Source organism: Bradymonas sediminis (assembly GCF_003258315.1).
GTDB classification, from domain to species: Bacteria; Myxococcota_A; Bradymonadia; order Bradymonadales; family Bradymonadaceae; genus Bradymonas; species Bradymonas sediminis.
Genome location: NZ_CP030032.1, coordinates 79,338 through 95,000, shown reverse-complemented (window position 1 = coordinate 95,000; position 15,663 = coordinate 79,338). Strand labels below are relative to the sequence as shown.

Genomic DNA, 15,663 nt, shown 5'->3' with positions numbered 1-15,663 from the left:
CACACGGTCCATCCCGAAGGATGAACATCGTGCTCCCACTGCTTGTAGGCGTACGGTTTCAGGGTCTATTTCACTCCCCTTATAGGGGTTCTTTTCACCTTTCCCTCACGGTACTTGTGCACTATCGGTTGTTTGCGTGTATTTAGCCTTGGATGATGGTCCACCCAGCTTCCAACAGGATTTCTCGTGCCCCATTGTACTCGGGAGCGTATAACTGGAGGCAAACACATGTCGTCGACGGGGCTTTTACCCTCTATGGCCGGTCTTTCCAGTACCGTTTGACTATGCATTTACTTTGTAACTCCAGCCTGGCACCGCAATACCAGGGATATACGTCCCACAACCCTACGTGAGCAACGCCTGCGGGCTATCACACTCACGTAGTTTAGGCTCTTCCCCGTTCGCTCGCCGCTACTAAGGGAATCTCAATTGATGTCTCTTCCTCCGGGTACTGAGATGTTTCAGTTCTCCGGGTTCGCTTCCTAAAGACTATGTATTCATCTAAAGGATAATCTGGGTTTAACGCCAGATTGGGTTGCCCCATTCGGAAATCAGCGGATCGAGGCCTATTTGGCGGCTCCCCGCTGCTTATCGCAGCCTTTCACGTCCTTCATCGCTAGCAAACACCTAGGCATTCACCGTACGCCCTTTGTTACTTAATCTAAGTATATTTCTATCCAAACTCGCCCGAAGGCTCGTTTGAATACTAAGTTCGCTTGATGTTTCTATGTCTCGTTGGACCTAGTCACGATCAAGCTTTCTTAGAAAACTTGCTCGATTCCAGGGTCCATCGGACCAGTTTTAATCGATTTATTTCATATTTCTTTCATCTCTTCTCAACGCGGGCCGAGGCCGTTGTGTCGAATCGAATAAAAAATATGGAAGATGCCTGATTCGAAGTTTCTTAACGATTCCTGGCGAAATGTAACACCAGAAGTCAAAACTTCTCAAAAGACACTGTCCTATGCAATTTTCAAAGAACCTAAATCGCTACGCTTTTTCTTTACGGCGTAGAAGTTCAGACAAGACGGCACGTCCATCAAAGCTAAAAATGCGCTTTGTAGGACCAATCGTTGCGAGACATATGTAGATACGAATCGTATTGAAGCTAAATATAGCTCCTTAAAGGAGGTGATCCAGCCGCAGGTTCCCCTACGGCTACCTTGTTACGACTTCACCCCAGTCACCATCCACTCCTTCGGCGGCTCCCTCCTCGAAAGGTTGGGTCACCGACTTCTGGAGCAAACGACTTCCATGGTGTGACGGGCGGTGTGTACAAGGCCCGGGAACGTATTCACCGTGGCATGCTGATCCACGATTACTAGCGATTCCAGCTTCATGCAGTCGAGTTGCAGACTGCAATCCGAACTGAGGCCGGTTTTTTGGGATTGGCACACTCTCGCGAGTTAGCAGCCCTTTGTACCGACCATTGTAGCACGTGTGTAGCCCTGGATATAAGGGCCATGAGGACTTGACGTCATCCCCACCTTCCTCCGAATTCACTCCGGCAGTCTCTCTAGAGTGCCCAGCATAACCTGATGGCAACTAAAGATAGGGGTTGCGCTCGTTGCCGGACTTAACCGAACATCTCACGACACGAGCTGACGACAGCCATGCAGCACCTGTCACCGCGCTCTCCGAAGAGCACTCCCTCTATTAAGAGGGATTCGCGGGATGTCAAATCCAGGTAAGGTTCTTCGCGTTGCTTCGAATTAAACCACATGCTCCACCGCTTGTGCGGGCCCCCGTCAATTCCTTTGAGTTTTAACCTTGCGGCCGTACTCCCCAGGCGGTTCACTTAATGCGTTAGCTTCGCCACTGAATCTCAATTGACCCAGCAACTAGTGAACATCGTTTACGGCGTGGACTACCAGGGTATCTAATCCTGTTTGCTCCCCACGCTTTCGCGCCTCAGCGTCAGTACCAATCCAGTCAGTCGCCTTCGCCACTGGTGTTCCTCGTGATATCTACGGATTTCACCCCTACACCACGAATTCCACTAACCTCTCTTGGACTCAAGCCATCCAGTTTCCAATGCACCTCCGAGGTTGAGCCTCGGGCTTTCACATCAGACTTAAATGGCCGCCTGCGCGCGCTTTACGCCCAATGATTCCGAACAACGCTTGCACCCTCCGTATTACCGCGGCTGCTGGCACGGAGTTAGCCGGTGCTTCCTTTGAAGGTACCGTCAAACCCAACAATGTGGGCGTTCTTCCCTTCTGACAGTGCTTTACGACCCGAAAGCCTTCTTCACACACGCGGCGTTGCTGCGTCAGGCTTTCGCCCATTGCGCAAGATTCCCCACTGCTGCCTCCCGCAGGAGTCTGGGCCGTGTCTCAGTCCCAGTGTGGCTGATCGTCCTCTCAGACCAGCTATCCATCACTGCCTTGGTGAGCCGTTACCTCACCAACTAGCTAATGGTCCGCGAGCCAATCTTGGAGTGCCCGAAGGCTTTGACCACTCCGACCGAAGTCGGTGGGGTCTTATGCGGTATTAGCCACCCTTTCGGATGGTTATCCCCCGCTCCAAGGCATGTTACTCACGTGTTACTCACCCATTCGCCACTTTACTCGGGGGCCGAAGCCCCGTTTCTCGTGCGACTTGCATGTGTTAAGCACGCCGCCAGCGTTCGTTCTGAGCCAGGATCAAACTCTCCAGTTTTGGAGATGAGCTCATCATTTTATATTAATCAATCACCCCACGACGGGTCGCAGGGTAACGTTAAAGCGATCACTTATGCGTTAACACGTCTTTTCGATTCAGCAGTTCCTAAGAACCAGTGAAACGAAAGAAGAAATGATGACATTCATATGTGAACTTTGTTTGATGAACCACGTACAGGTTTTTTATCGATTGATAACCGAGCACTTTTCATCCCCGAAAGGATAAAGCGATGTGAAATTCGGGGACCTGTCAAAAGCCCCACTTTCAAACACCTTGCACTCGAGTCGTACGCGCTTCGGGCATCTACGTCCGAGCTCCCTGGCGAGTGGTAAACCACTTCGGACCGAGGAGCGCGCGTCACACGACAGAACAATTCGTCTGCACAACACATTCGCCAAACAAAGAGCACTTCTTCTTTTCAAGACGTGCCGTCTTGTCTGAACTTCTATTCCGTTTTCAAAGAGCGCTTTCCGAGTTTCGCTTTCTCGTTACCGAGAAGCTTTCTCATCAGCGAGCGGCGGAAGCTAGTTGCTTAACCTCGGCCTGTCAAGCGCCTTTTTGATTCTTTTTCGAAGTGCCGAACTTTCGCCCGGGCCCTTCTGGGCGACTTGATTTCCCGTTGACTTGCGTCAGCGGGAGGCGGGTTCTACATGCGAGCTACCAGCCTGTCAACAACCTTTTTGATTCTTTTTCGAAGCGTTTCAAAAACGTCTGAAGTGCTTCTGGTTGCTGCCCCATCGAGTCGATATTCCTCGTCGACGGGAGGCGCAACATATACGAACTGGACTTGAGGTCAAGCTAAACTTACACATAATGGGCAAGTAATTTTACGCCCTTCTTATGAGATATGGTTTATGCGCATTATAGCAGGCCGCAAGCGCGGTCAGACGTTGAAAAGCCCGGATACCTACGACATCCGCCCGACGCCGGCTCGCGTCCGAGAGTCGCTGTTCTCGATCCTCGGCGATCTTAATGGCGCGATCGTGGTCGATGGATTCGGTGGAACCGGCGCGCTCGGGTGCGAGGCGCTCAGCCGGGGGGCGGCGCATTGCTATTTTATCGAGCGAAATAACGCCTCCGCCGATATCATCGCCGAGAATATCGATCGGCTCGACGCGACCTCGGACGCTACCCTATTAAGAGGAGCGTTTACGAGCCAACTGTCGCGGATCACCCACGATCCCGATCTTTGGTTGCTCGATCCGCCCTATAGTAAAGAGATGGGAGTCGCCGCGCTGCAGGCCATGGTCAAGGCGAGCTGCGTGACCGATCAAACGATGGTCGTCCTGGAACAACAGTCCGACGAACCGCAGGTCCGCGTGGAAGGCTTCGTACTGGAAGATGAGCGGACCTACGGCTCCACCCGGCTGTCGTTTTTCCGTCGCCAGATTGCCCCGCTGGATAGTGGTGACTGAGCGCGCATATTAATGCGTTCACACGCCGCCCCCCCCTTCTTATTTGGCAGCCTCTTCTATACCATCGGCTCGCCCGTAATTCTGACACTATCTAAGACTCGAGATCTCTTATGCCCCGCATCGCGATTTACCCCGGCACCTTTGACCCGTTGACCAATGGCCACGTGAGCATTCTGAACCGTGGCCTGCGCGTTTTTGATAAAGTTATCTGCGCGCTGGCGGTTAATATTCGCAAAACGCCGCTGTTCACCGTGGAAGAGCGCGCGGAATTGATTAAAATGTCCTTCCCCGACGATCGGGTGGAGGTCGATACCTTCGACGGGTTGTTGGTGGAATACGCGCGCAGCCGCAATGTTCCAGTGATCCTGCGCGGGCTTCGGGCGATCAGCGATTTCGAATACGAATTGCAGATGGCCAATATGAACCGCAAGCTCGACGATGAGATCGACACCGTCTTCATGATGACCGAGGAGAGCGACTTCTACGTGAGCTCGAGCCTGGTCAAGGAAGTCGCGCGATTCGGGGGCAAGCTTGAGGGCGTGGTCCCGGCGCATGTCGAACAGAAGCTGATCGAGAAATTTTCCAAATAATAGTGATCCCCCATATTGCGACCCGCCTCGATGTTGGCGGGTTGGCCGAAGGAGCCATGAATTGATCAAATTATCCGCACGAATTAACCGCGTTGAGCCCTCCCCGACCCTCGCCATCTCGGCGCGCGCCAAGAAGATGGTCGCCAACGGCATCGACGTCATCAGCTTTAGCGCGGGTGAGCCCGACTTCAACACGCCCGGGCCGATCCTCGAGGCGGCGAAGCAGGCGTTGGATGAGGGGAAGACAAAATATGTGCCGACCCCGGGTGTCCCCGCGCTGCGCGCGGCGATCGCCCAGGACTATAAGAAGCGCGGTCGCACGGTGGACGCGTCGCAGGTGGTCGTGACGGTCGGCGGCAAGCAGGCGTTGTATAACGCGACCCAGGCGCTCTTTGAGGAAGGCGACAAGGTCGTGATCCCCGCGCCCTATTGGGTCAGCTACCCGGCGCAGGTGAAGTTGGCGGGCGCCGAGCCGGTGACCGTGGAGACCGACGCCTCCGCCGACTTCAAGGTCACGCCCGACCAGCTCGCCGAGCAGCTCAAAGACCCGGCGGTTCGTGGCGTGGTCTTGTGTTCGCCGTCCAACCCGACCGGCGCGTGTTATTCGGCTGAGGAGCTGCGGGCGCTCGGAGAAGTCCTGAAGACCCGCGATGATGTCGTGATCTTCTTCGACGCGATCTATGACCGCCTCTATTATAGCGGGGATATCGCGCCGGATCTGGTCAATGAGGTGCCCGAGCTGGCCGAGCAGACCGTCACCTTTAATGGCTTCAGCAAAACCTACGCGATGACCGGCTGGCGCCTGGGCTACGCGATCGGCCCGGTGGAGATCATCTCGGCGATGGCGAAGTTGCAGAGCCAGTCAACCTCGAACGCCACCACCTTCGCCCAATACGGCGCGATCGAGGCGCTCAAGCTCTCGGATGGGGTCCTGGAGGAGATGCGCGACATCTTCAAGACCCGCCGCGACCTTATCGTCGACGGGTTGAATGCGATCGACGGCGTCGAGTGCGCCACGCCGGCCGGCGCGTTCTATGTATTCCCCGATTTCTCGGCCCATATCGGCGAGCGCTTCGCCGACGATATGGCGCTCGCCGAGTATCTGCTCGAGACCGCGAAGGTCGCGCTGGTGCCCGGCTCCGCGTTCGGCGCCCCCGGCTTCTTGCGCATGTCCTATGCCACCGGCGACGCGCTGATCGAAGAAGGCCTCAAGCGTATTCGCGCGGCCCTCGCCTCGGCCTGACCCTTCGCCAGAAGCTGCGCATAAAAAAGCCGGCGCGCCCATCATCTGATTGGGCGCGCCGGCTTTTTTGGGTCAGAAACCTGTCGCTCTACGCTCAGCCGCAAACATTTGCGATCGGGCCCTGGAGCGCGCCGGTCTCGTCGGTCAGATTATAGGTCTGGCCGCCGGACTCATAGGTGAACGCCTTCTCGGCGGAGTTGCAGGAAGCTGCGATCGCCTGGCATTCGGGGGTGGTCTGCAGTTTGTGGACCAGTACGCATTGCTTGTCGACGCAGGCGAATTTGACATCGTTTCCGCCCTCGGGCGCGCTACCGCACTCAATCGCGGCGCCCCCCGGGCAGGTGAAGACGTCGATATTGCCGTCGCAGCTATTGTCTACGCCGTCGCAGGTCTCGGTATTATTGGGGTGAACGTTCGGATTGTTATCATCGCAATCCTCTTCGGGGAATTGGCATTTCGAGCGGTCGGCGCCGACGCCATAGCCATCCTCATCCTTGTCCTCGCAGTCCGGAGACTCGATCGGCCCGGATTTAGTCTTCACGCAGAAATTATCCGGCGAGCACTCATAGCCATCGATGCAGGCATCGTCGCTTTCGCAGGGGAAGATATCTTCTTGCTCGGTATCAAAGGCCACCGTGCAGCCGGCCGAGGCCAGGAGAACGCAGAGGCTCAAGAGGATGATTTTAATATAATGCATCAGGTGACTCGTCGGTTAAATTCAGCGTAACTCGAAGGGGCGAGCGAGGCGCTCGCCCGGCAAGGCGGGTCACGCGCTGTGTCTTTAAGTATCTCAAAAAGCGTATTGCGTATCTAGACGCTCTTAAAACTCGAACCCGGCCGACATCCCAACCCGGCCAAGGCCGACCTGCGGGGTGAAGTCGATCTTCTCGAGCAGCCCCGCGCGGCGGCGGCGGCGGCGGTCGTCGGGCTCGGCGACGTCGGAGCCGGGCTCCACGATGAAGAGGATGGCGCTGACGACGGCCATACCGGCGGAGGCGCCGTACAGAATATTTGCGGTCAGGGCGCTGTCTTCAGCGTCGCGGATCTTACGCGTGGCGCTGACCTGGCTGATGGTGAAGCCACCGTCGACCTTCGCCGCCAGGACCTCGTCCTCCAGGCTGGCAGCGTCCATGCCGAAATAGATGCCGCCGGCCAGGGCGACGACCGCGATGCCCGCGGTCGAGTAGGCCATCACGCGCTGGACCGTGCCGGTGGATGCCTCGTCAGCGTAGTTGGGCGCTGCGCGCTCCACGCGGATGCCGAAGACGTCTTTTACAGTCTTGTCGACCGAGTCGACCACGGCGCTGTAGCCCGACACGCCGCTGGCGGTGGCATATTCGACGAAGAGTTTATTGGTCACGTCGAAGAGGTCGACCGTGAGGACCAGCCCCGCCGGGGTGGATCGCAGCCGGCCCATCAGGATGCGGTCAACGCCGGCATCTTCGCCAGCACCGGCCAAGCACAGCGGCTCGGTGATGCAGCTCTCCATGCCCTCTTCGTCGAGACGATTGAGGATCTCGCTGCCGTCGAGGGGTTCGTAATTTTTGGCCGCCCCTGCGGATTCGCGCATCTTCCCTTGCAGCTCGCTGCGCTCCTGGCTGCTCATCGCGTCGGAGGGGATCATTACCACGCCCAGTCGAAACGACTGACCGTTGCCAGCTCGCAGGTCTTCGCCCACTTCGCCGGCGCCAAAGTCCATGGCTTCGTCGTCGTCGAACTCTTCTTCGACTTCCTCGACGCCAAAATCCATGACGTCGTCCTGTGCGATAGCGGAAGCTGGTGCGAGCATAAGCAAGCAGACGAGTACTAATAGGTGGATACGTGTGGAAGTAATATCGGCCATGGTTCGTACGTTCTCAGTGGTAAAAAAAACCGCCGCCTAACACCAAAATATGGGGCAGCATCGGTCATCATTTCTAATAAGAATATTTGAGGGTAACTCAGGGGCGAGGTACGTGCGTCGCCAAACCTAATCCGAGTTGTGCCTATAGCCCTATCATAGCGATACGATCTGCGCAATTTTATCGCGCGCAGGACAGGGCAGTCTCAGCGCGGCGTTTTCAATGCGGGCGAATTCGTATAAAAGCCCCTTAACTGAAGCGTAGTTGTCGCTATTCGGGCGGTCTGCTAACGTCGCCCGCGACGAGTTAGCTCATAATTTTTGGAGTGTTTCATGTTCACAAAAGTGTTGGTGGCGAACCGCGGAGAGATCGCAGTTCGAGTGATGCGCTCATTGCGCGAGATGGGAATCGCGTCGGTGGCGGTCTACTCGGAAGCCGACCGTCAGGCGTTGCATGTACGCATGGCGGACGAGGCGTATTGCGTGGGCCCGGCGGCGAGCGCAGAGAGTTATTTGCGCGCGGATAAAATCCTGCAGGTTGCCAAAGAAAGCGGCGCCCAGGCGATTCATCCGGGCTATGGTTTTTTGAGTGAAAACGCGGACTTCGCGCGTGCCTGCGACGAGGCCGGCGTGGTCTTTATCGGCCCGCGCCCCGACGCGATCATCGCGATGGGCGAGAAAACCCGCGCGCGCACGCTGATGGAGAAGGCGGGCGTACCGCTGGTCCCGGGCACCAAGGACGCGATCGAAGATGCGGCCGAAGCGCTCGAGATCTCCAAAAAGATGGGCTTTCCTGTCCTGGTCAAAGCGGCCGCCGGCGGCGGCGGAAAAGGCATGCGCCGGGTGGATAACGCCGAAGACTTTATCGCCGCTTTTGAGGGGGCACGCCGCGAGGCGCTCAGCTCCTTTGGCAACGGCGATGTATACGTCGAAAAATACGTCATCGACCCCAAGCACGTTGAGATTCAGGTGCTCGCCGACGGCCACGGCAACGTGGTGCATCTCTATGAGCGTGACTGCTCGGTGCAGCGTCGCCACCAGAAGATCATCGAGGAGACCCCCTGCACCACGCTGCACGAAGAGACCCGTCGCAAGATGGGCGAAGTGGCGGTGATGGCGGCCAAAGCCGTCGATTATATCGGCGCGGGCACGGTCGAGTTCCTGCTCGACGCGGACCAGAACTTCTATTTTCTCGAGATGAATACGCGCCTGCAGGTCGAGCATCCGATCACCGAGATGATCACCGGCCTGGACCTGGTGCGCTGGCAGGTTCGCATCGCCAACGGCGAGGCGCTTCCGTTTGACCAGAGCGGCGTGAGCCGGCGCGGCGCGTCGATCGAGTGCCGAATCTACGCCGAGGATCCCGAGAACAAATTCATGCCCTCGCCGGGCAAGATCACCTACCTGAGCGACCCCCACGGCCCCGGCGTGCGCCAGGACAGCGGAGTGTACTCGGGGGCGACGGTCAGCGTGCATTATGACCCGATGATCTCGAAATTGGTGGTGTGGGCCGAAGACCGCGACCAGGCCATCCGCCGCATGAAGCGCGCGCTCTCGGAGATGGTGGTCACGGGCATCACGACCAATATCGCCTTCCACCAGGAAGTGCTCGACCACCCCGGGTTTATCGAGGGCAAATACGACACCGAGTTCGTGCCCAAGATGATGCTGGGGCGCGAGAAGCCCGAGGAGCAATTCGAGGAGCAGGCCGAATGGGCCGCGGTCATCGCCGCGCACCGGCGTGACGAAGCGATCGCCGCAGGCGGCGCGACAGGCTCGGCCCACGCCGGCGCCGCGAGCAAGTCGACCGGATCGGGTTGGAAACAATTGGGGCGCTTTCGCGCACTTGGGAGGTATTGAGCAATGGCCACATATTTTATCAATAATGATGCAGTGGAGAGCGACGTCGCCGAGGGCGAAGAGGCCGCGCAGCCGCGCTCTTACGAGGTTAAGACCCTTGAAGATGGGCGCTACCGCCTGGTCACCCCGGACGGGCGCGAGCTCATCGTCGACGCCTACGCTCCCGAGCATGGGCGCCTGCAGATGATCGTCGAGGGCCAGAGCTACGACGCGACCGTGCGCCAGCAAGACGCCGTGCAGGCGGTGCAGGTGCGCAGTGAGTTTCACGAAGTCGAGGTGCTCAACGAGCGCCAGCGACGCATGCGCGCCGCCGGTGTCGGCTCGCGCGGGGCCGACGGTCCGGACCTCGTCAGCCCCATGGCCGGCAAGGTCGTGTCGGTGGCGTGCGCCGAGGGCGACGAAGTTGCTGAGGGCGACTGCATCATCATCGTCGAGGCGATGAAGATGGAGAATGACCTTAAGGCGCATGTCGGCGGGAATATCGCCAAGATCCACGTCGCCGAGGGCGACGCGGTCGAGGTCGGGGACGTGCTGATCAGCATCGAGTAAGGCAGTCTCCGGACCGCCGGGCGGCACGATAAAACCGGGCGAAAGCCCACTATGCGACGAGATTGCGATGAGTGAGGACAAGAAGGCAGGCCAGAAGGCGCAGGACGCGGCGAATTTTCACGCTGAGCTCGAGCAGGCCAAGGCCAAATGGGAGGCGGATATTCTGCAGCCCATTTTGGACAAATACGGCGTGCGAAAAGAAGAGTTCAAGCTGTCTGACGGCGAGCCGATCGACCTTGTTTATGGCCCCCAGGACGGCGTGGCGCCCCAGGATTATGCCGACACGCTCGGCCTGCCCGGCCAATACCCGTTCACCCGCGGCACCCAGCCGACGATGTATCGCGGCCGGCTGTGGACGATGCGCCAATACGCCGGTTTCGGCAGCGCGGCGGAGTCCAACGAGCGCTATCGCTACCTGCTTAAGCAGGGCACCACGGGGCTGTCGGTCGCCTTCGACCTGCCGACCCAGATGGGCTTTGACTCCGACTCGCCGCGCGCCGACGGCGAGATCGGCAAGGTCGGCGTGGCGATCGACACCATCGCGGATATGGAGGTCTTATTCGACCAGATCCCGCTGGACAAAGTCTCGACCTCGATGACCATCAACTCCACCGCGTCGATCCTCTTGGCGCTGTATATCGCGGTGGGCGAGAAGAAAGGCATCTCGGCCGATAAGCTGCGCGGGACCATCCAGAACGACGTGCTCAAGGAGTATATCGCGCGCGGCACCTATATTTATCCGCCGCGCCCGTCGATGCGCATCATCACCGACATCTTCGGGTTCTGCCAGAGCGACGTGCCGAATTGGAATACGATCAGTATCTCCGGCTACCATATCCGCGAGGCGGGCAGCACCGCGGCCCAGGAGCTCGGGTTTACCCTGGCCAACGGCATCGCCTACGTCGAAGCGGCGATGAAGGCCGGCCTGGACATCGACGAGTTCGCCGGGCGCCTGTCGTTCTTCTTCAACGTGCATAATAACTTCTTGGAAGAAGTCGCGAAGTTCCGGGTCGCTCGCCGCATGTGGGCGCGCCTGATCAAAGAGCGCTTCGGGGCCAAAGCCGCGCGCTCGATGCAACTTCGCTTCCATAGCCAGACCGCCGGCTCCACGCTCACCGCCCAGCAGCCGCAGGTCAACGTGGTGCGCGTCGCCCTGCAGGCGCTCGCCTCGGTGATGGGCGGCACGCAGTCGCTGCACACCAACTCCTGGGACGAGGCGCTGAGCCTGCCGGCCGAAGACGCGGTGCGCCTGGCGCTTCGCACCCAGCAGGTCATCGCCTACGAGTCGGGCGTGGCCGACTTTATCGACCCGCTGGCGGGCAGCTACGCCCTGGAGGCGATCTCGGCGCGCCTGGAAGAAAAGGCGCTCGACTATATCGCGCGCATCGACGACCTGGGCGGGGCGCCGGCGGCCATCGAGCACGGCTTCCAGCAATCCGAGATCCAGGAGGCCGCGTACCAGGCGCAGCTGCGCCAGGAGCGCGGCGAAGACGTGATCGTCGGCGTGAACCGCTTCCAGACCGAATCCGCCCCGCCCACCGGGCTCCTGCGCGTTGACGAAGAGGTCGGGCGCCTGCAGATTGAGCGGCTGCGCGAGTTCAAGGCGTCGCGCTCCATGTCACAGGTCGACGAAGCGCGCGCCGCGCTCAAAAAAGCGGCCGAGGGCAGCGACAATTTGATGCCCTATATCCTCGACGCGGTGAAAAAGAAGGTCACCCTGGGCGAGATTTCGGACACCCTTCGCGGCGTGTTTGGGGAATATGTCGAGCGCGTTGTCCTTTAATTCCCGGCTTCGCCAAAGGCGCGGCGGGAAGGATCTTCGCTGCGCAGACGCTGGATGACGCGGGGCGCACACGACGCCCACCGCCTGGGCGCCGCGCGGCGCCCTCGGCGCCATTGGGCCTTTTACGTCATCTGGGGTGCGTGCTACAGCGTGCCAGTCGCGCATGCGCGAGCCTTATGGGAGCCCCATAACACTCGAAAACTAAAATTATCCTTCGCTTCGACCCCGGCGCATACGCCGGACGAGCGAGATTTAGATTATCAATAACCGAGCGCGAACTCCGAGCCGGAGTTCGCAGTGGTTTTATCGGAGAAGTAATAGATGGCAAAAATCGACGGCGTTCGCTATCTCAACGGTCGTTTCAAAAAAGCACTCATCCTGGAGGGGCCCGACCCGTCCCTGGATGAGTATTTGCGTCAGCAGGGGATCGAGCCGGACCGGCGCGAGACCCAGGACGAAGACGAAGTCGTGGCCATCCTCAAGGAGGGCCAGCACGACCTTATCTACAAACGCAGCCGCTTTATCATCAACGAGCGGGTGCTCCAGGCGTCCGAGAACCTCGCCGCCATCATGCTCTGCTGCATCGGCGACGACTCGGTCGACAAGCAGGCCTGCGCGCGCGAAGGCGTGCTGGTGATGAACGACCCGATCAGCAACGGCTGGTCGGTGGTCGAGCTGGTGTTCGGCGAGATGATCACGATGGCCCGGCGGATCTATGATTCGGTGGACCTGTCGAATCGCCACCAGTGGAGCAAGGATAATAAGCACCGCTACGAATTGCGCGGCAAGACGCTGGCGATTATCGGGCTGGGAAATATCGGCAAGCAGATCGCACAGCTGGCCAACGCCTTCCATATGGACGTGTGCTTCTACGACTCCAACGAGGTCGCCCGCGAGGTCGGGCAGGCCCTTGGGTGGCGCTCGCTCGACAGCATCGCCCAGGCGTTCCGCGTGGCCGATATCGTCACGGTGCATGTGTCGGCCGAAGACGTGCAGGGCAACTCGAACGAGCTGCTGCTCAACTACGAGGAGCATTTCTCGCAGATGGGCAAGGACCGCGGCGAAGACGGCCCGCGCATCTTCGTCAACGCCTCGCGCGGCTTCGTGCATGACCCCAAGGACCTGGTGCGCGCGGTCGAGGAAGGCGCGATTCGCTTCGCGATGGTCGACGTGTTCCCCGACGAGCCCGGCACCAAACGCGACCCATGGCACAACCCCTACGCCGACAGCGAGCGCATCTATAGCACCCCGCATATCGGCGCCGCGACCGAGGAGGCCCAGCCGCGAATCGCCAAGCATAAGGCGACCACCACGCGCATGCTCAATTGCTACGGCACGGTGCGCGACACGGTCTTCGCCCCGGGCGTCAGCATCGGCGTCGAGATGGAGAAGCCCAAGGTGATCCTGGCGGTGGTCCATAGTGACGCGCGCGGCACCAAGAAGGCGGTCGATGACTGCATCTATGAGGCCGGGCTGAGCACCCTGCAGTCGCGCCACCGCGACTTCTCGCGCTACGGCATCGCCTACGACGTCAACGCCCTGGATTCGCCGCTGACCGAGGAGCAGCTGCACGCGCTGGTCGCCAAGGCGCGCCAGATCTCGGGGGACCCCACGGCGATCCGCTCGCTGCGGGTCATCGAGGTCGAGCAGACTGACTGTAGCGCGGAGTAAGCCGCAAGGTTTGGGATAAAATGAGAAGCGCCGCCGAGAGGCGGCGCTTTTTTTATACCCCGATGTCGAGCTTTAGCACGGCCATAAAGACCATAACCACGACCAGGATAATCACCGCGTAGCGGGTCAGGCTGGAATACGCCTGCATGCGGGTCTTAAACGCCTCGACGCTCTTCTGCTCGAAGCGGTCGGCCAGGTATTCCAGGCGCTCGTCGAGCCGCCCGGAGGCCTCGCCGATGTCGATATTCTCGAGCACCTCGGCCGGCAGCGCCCGAATCACGTAGAGCGCTTCGGCCAGGGTATGGCCGTCCTCGATCATGCGCTGGGCGGCCGGGGCGCTCTTCAAGATCCCGGGGTGGTTGGACGCCTCACTGGCAAGCTCAAGCCCCTGGTAGACGGTCATCCCGCCGGCGATCGACTGCTGCAGGTAGCGACAAAAGAGCGAGAGAGCCGACAGCCGCCCGGGCTCGCTGACAACCGGCATGCGCAGCCAGATGCGCGCGAAGAGGTCGCGCGGGGCGAAGTCGACCGGCAGGTTAAGCCAGACGTAGCTCAGAAAACCACAGACAAGGGCGAGGATCGCCGACTGGATAAGCGACTTGATCGCGATATCGGTGATTTGCTCGACGACGTTCGCTGACAACGCCATCTCGACGAAGCCCTCGCCCATCAGATTGCCGAATACGATCACGCCAAGGGCCACCAGGATCAGCGGCTCGACCATGGCCATGACGAACTCACGCTTTCGCTTGTAGCGCTTGCCGTAGATCACCGAGAGTTGGCTGAAGGTCTCGGGGAGCACGCCCTGCTCGTCGGCCACCAGGATGAGCTTGCGCGCCGACGGGTCGAGCACGCCGTAGCGGGCAAAAGCGGCCGCCAGCACATCGCCTCTTTCCAAAAGCGCCTCGCGTAGTCTATCAATTGTCTTACGATTAAAGGATTGACGCGACAGAATGTCGAGGATGCGCGAGTAGCCGATGCCGCTCTCAAGCCCGTCGGCGAAGGTCTGGCATAATTGCTCGGCCTCGGGGTCGCTCAGGTAGGTCGACCCCTCGCGAACGACCGCGTCCGATTTATCATGGTCCATGGGTACGCGCGAATTGTGAGCATCGTATGCGTGAGGGTCCGGGACCATCAATGACTCCTGAGTTGGTTTGCCTGGATCGCTGGCGGCGAAAAGGGGCGCCTCGCCTGTCCGCAATCCCCGCCGAAATTGAATATTTCGCGCGCGTCATTTGTTCGAACAGGCGGTATACCATATCGGTATCGCTCGGATAATGCATCCATACGGAACGCTTTGGTAGTCGCTTATTTTGACCGCGCGCACCCACCGCGCATTTTACTCAGCATTCACCCCCCGCGCAGGGGCGGCGCAATTGCACACCTTTTGGCGACCGGCCCGCGCTGACTCTATTGGAGGAGCGATCGATTATGTACGAAAAACAGACCAAAATGATCAGCCTGATGAAAGAGATTTTGCAGGATGATTATCTCCACCTCACCGTCCACCAATACACGCTCAATGAGAATCTCGACCAGGGCAGCGTCGACATTCACTGCCGCCTGTCGAACCAAAAAGACGAGAGCTTCGAGGTCGAGGGTGTGGGCGTGGGCGTGATCGACGCGCTCTTCGATGGCCTAAAGAAACGCATGGCCGACGACTACCCGTCGCTGAAGTCGATTCGCTTCTCGGAGTTTTCCATCGAGGGATTGGTCTCGCGTGATGATAGCCCCGACACCGCCACCAAGGCCGCGGCGGTCGCCAAGGTCGGCATCCTCAATAGCGAGGGCAACGACTTCCACTTCGAGGCCAAGGCGCCGTCGGTGAGTCGTGCGGGCATCGAGGCGACGATTATGGGGGCCGAGTATTTCGTCAATAGCGAGTGCACCTATGTGCGGCTGCACGAGATTTTGGAGCATTATCGCAGCGAGGGGCGCACCGATCTGGTCGAAAAATACACCGACCTGATGACCCGGGTGGTCCAGAATACGTCTTATAGCGAGGTGGTGGAGCGGATTCGCGAGCAGATTCGCTGAGGCGGGATGTG

Annotated in this window: 11 protein-coding genes and 2 rRNA genes (1 of these 13 cut by a window edge); 8 read left to right on the top strand and 5 right to left on the bottom strand. The window is 59.3% G+C overall.

Annotated features, from left to right (window positions below; translation table 11 throughout):
- Both DN745_RS00320 and DN745_RS00315 read right to left on the bottom strand, forming a co-directional pair.
- Positions 1–662: ribosomal RNA gene (locus tag DN745_RS00320) — 23S ribosomal RNA — on the bottom strand; it reaches 2,399 nt to the left of the window's first position.
- Between the two features lie 462 nt (positions 663–1,124).
- Positions 1,125–2,661, bottom strand: a 16S ribosomal RNA gene (locus tag DN745_RS00315).
- The 16S and 23S rRNA genes sit together here, the layout of an rRNA operon.
- 857 nt (positions 2,662–3,518) lie before the next feature.
- Between DN745_RS00315 and rsmD the strand changes: the two genes are divergently transcribed.
- From rsmD to DN745_RS00300, 3 genes are all read left to right on the top strand, one after another.
- Complete coding sequence (rsmD, locus tag DN745_RS00310; RefSeq protein WP_111331086.1) at positions 3,519–4,079, top strand: 16S rRNA (guanine(966)-N(2))-methyltransferase RsmD; 561 nt, start codon at positions 3,519–3,521, stop codon at positions 4,077–4,079.
- A gap of 110 nt (positions 4,080–4,189) precedes the next feature.
- Positions 4,190–4,669: a pantetheine-phosphate adenylyltransferase gene (gene coaD / locus DN745_RS00305; RefSeq protein WP_111331084.1), complete on the top strand. Its 480-nt coding sequence runs from the start codon at positions 4,190–4,192 to the stop codon at positions 4,667–4,669.
- A 61-nt stretch (positions 4,670–4,730) separates the two neighbouring features.
- Entirely contained in the window at positions 4,731–5,912 is a 1,182-nt protein-coding gene (locus tag DN745_RS00300; RefSeq protein ID WP_204355055.1) for a pyridoxal phosphate-dependent aminotransferase, read from the top strand.
- Between the two features lie 94 nt (positions 5,913–6,006).
- Here the strand turns inward: DN745_RS00300 and DN745_RS00295 are convergent, their stop codons facing one another.
- Both DN745_RS00295 and DN745_RS00290 read right to left on the bottom strand, forming a co-directional pair.
- The gene (locus DN745_RS00295; RefSeq protein ID WP_111331082.1) at positions 6,007–6,609 is read right to left on the bottom strand and encodes a putative metal-binding motif-containing protein; all 603 of its coding nucleotides are present in this window, start codon (positions 6,607–6,609) and stop codon (positions 6,007–6,009) included.
- A 123-nt stretch (positions 6,610–6,732) separates the two neighbouring features.
- Positions 6,733–7,662 carry a hypothetical protein gene (locus DN745_RS00290; RefSeq protein ID WP_111331081.1) on the bottom strand — a complete coding sequence of 310 codons (930 nt, stop codon included), beginning with the start codon at positions 7,660–7,662 and terminating at the stop codon, positions 6,733–6,735.
- A gap of 423 nt (positions 7,663–8,085) precedes the next feature.
- On the opposite strand from DN745_RS00290, the gene accC reads away from it, so the two are divergent.
- The 4 genes from accC to DN745_RS00270 all read left to right on the top strand — a co-directional run bounded on the left by accC (position 8,086) and on the right by DN745_RS00270 (position 13,615).
- Positions 8,086–9,612: an acetyl-CoA carboxylase biotin carboxylase subunit gene (gene accC, locus DN745_RS00285; protein WP_111331079.1), complete on the top strand. Its 1,527-nt coding sequence runs from the start codon at positions 8,086–8,088 to the stop codon at positions 9,610–9,612.
- Positions 9,613–9,615: 3 nt separating this feature from the next.
- Positions 9,616–10,161 (top strand): acyl-CoA carboxylase biotin carboxyl carrier protein subunit, encoded by a 546-nt coding sequence (locus DN745_RS00280; RefSeq protein ID WP_111331077.1) that lies wholly within the window; start codon positions 9,616–9,618, stop codon positions 10,159–10,161.
- A gap of 67 nt (positions 10,162–10,228) precedes the next feature.
- Positions 10,229–11,944: an acyl-CoA mutase large subunit family protein gene (locus tag DN745_RS00275; protein WP_111331076.1), complete on the top strand. Its 1,716-nt coding sequence runs from the start codon at positions 10,229–10,231 to the stop codon at positions 11,942–11,944.
- Positions 11,945–12,265: 321 nt separating this feature from the next.
- Entirely contained in the window at positions 12,266–13,615 is a 1,350-nt protein-coding gene (locus tag DN745_RS00270) for an NAD(P)-dependent oxidoreductase (RefSeq protein WP_111331074.1), read from the top strand.
- Positions 13,616–13,667: 52 nt separating this feature from the next.
- Here the strand turns inward: DN745_RS00270 and DN745_RS00265 are convergent, their stop codons facing one another.
- The gene (locus tag DN745_RS00265; protein WP_162687362.1) at positions 13,668–14,702 is read right to left on the bottom strand and encodes a type II secretion system F family protein; all 1,035 of its coding nucleotides are present in this window, start codon (positions 14,700–14,702) and stop codon (positions 13,668–13,670) included.
- Positions 14,703–15,046: 344 nt separating this feature from the next.
- Between DN745_RS00265 and DN745_RS00260 the strand changes: the two genes are divergently transcribed.
- Positions 15,047–15,652: an alpha-isopropylmalate synthase regulatory domain-containing protein gene (locus tag DN745_RS00260; protein ID WP_111331071.1), complete on the top strand. Its 606-nt coding sequence runs from the start codon at positions 15,047–15,049 to the stop codon at positions 15,650–15,652.
- Positions 15,653–15,663 lie beyond the last annotated feature (11 nt).

Coding starts and splice junctions, on each gene's coding strand:
- rsmD (WP_111331086.1), top strand. CDS start 3,519: ATGCGCATTATAGCAGGCCGCAAGCGCGGTCAGACGTTGAAAAGCCCG.
- coaD (WP_111331084.1), top strand. CDS start 4,190: ATGCCCCGCATCGCGATTTACCCCGGCACCTTTGACCCGTTGACCAAT.
- DN745_RS00295 (WP_111331082.1), bottom strand. CDS start 6,609: ATGCATTATATTAAAATCATCCTCTTGAGCCTCTGCGTTCTCCTGGCC.
- DN745_RS00290 (WP_111331081.1), bottom strand. CDS start 7,662: ATGGATTTTGGCGTCGAGGAAGTCGAAGAAGAGTTCGACGACGACGAA.
- accC (WP_111331079.1), top strand. CDS start 8,086: ATGTTCACAAAAGTGTTGGTGGCGAACCGCGGAGAGATCGCAGTTCGA.
- DN745_RS00280 (WP_111331077.1), top strand. CDS start 9,616: ATGGCCACATATTTTATCAATAATGATGCAGTGGAGAGCGACGTCGCC.
- DN745_RS00275 (WP_111331076.1), top strand. CDS start 10,229: ATGAGTGAGGACAAGAAGGCAGGCCAGAAGGCGCAGGACGCGGCGAAT.
- DN745_RS00270 (WP_111331074.1), top strand. CDS start 12,266: ATGGCAAAAATCGACGGCGTTCGCTATCTCAACGGTCGTTTCAAAAAA.
- DN745_RS00265 (WP_162687362.1), bottom strand. CDS start 14,702: ATGGACCATGATAAATCGGACGCGGTCGTTCGCGAGGGGTCGACCTAC.
- DN745_RS00260 (WP_111331071.1), top strand. CDS start 15,047: ATGTACGAAAAACAGACCAAAATGATCAGCCTGATGAAAGAGATTTTG.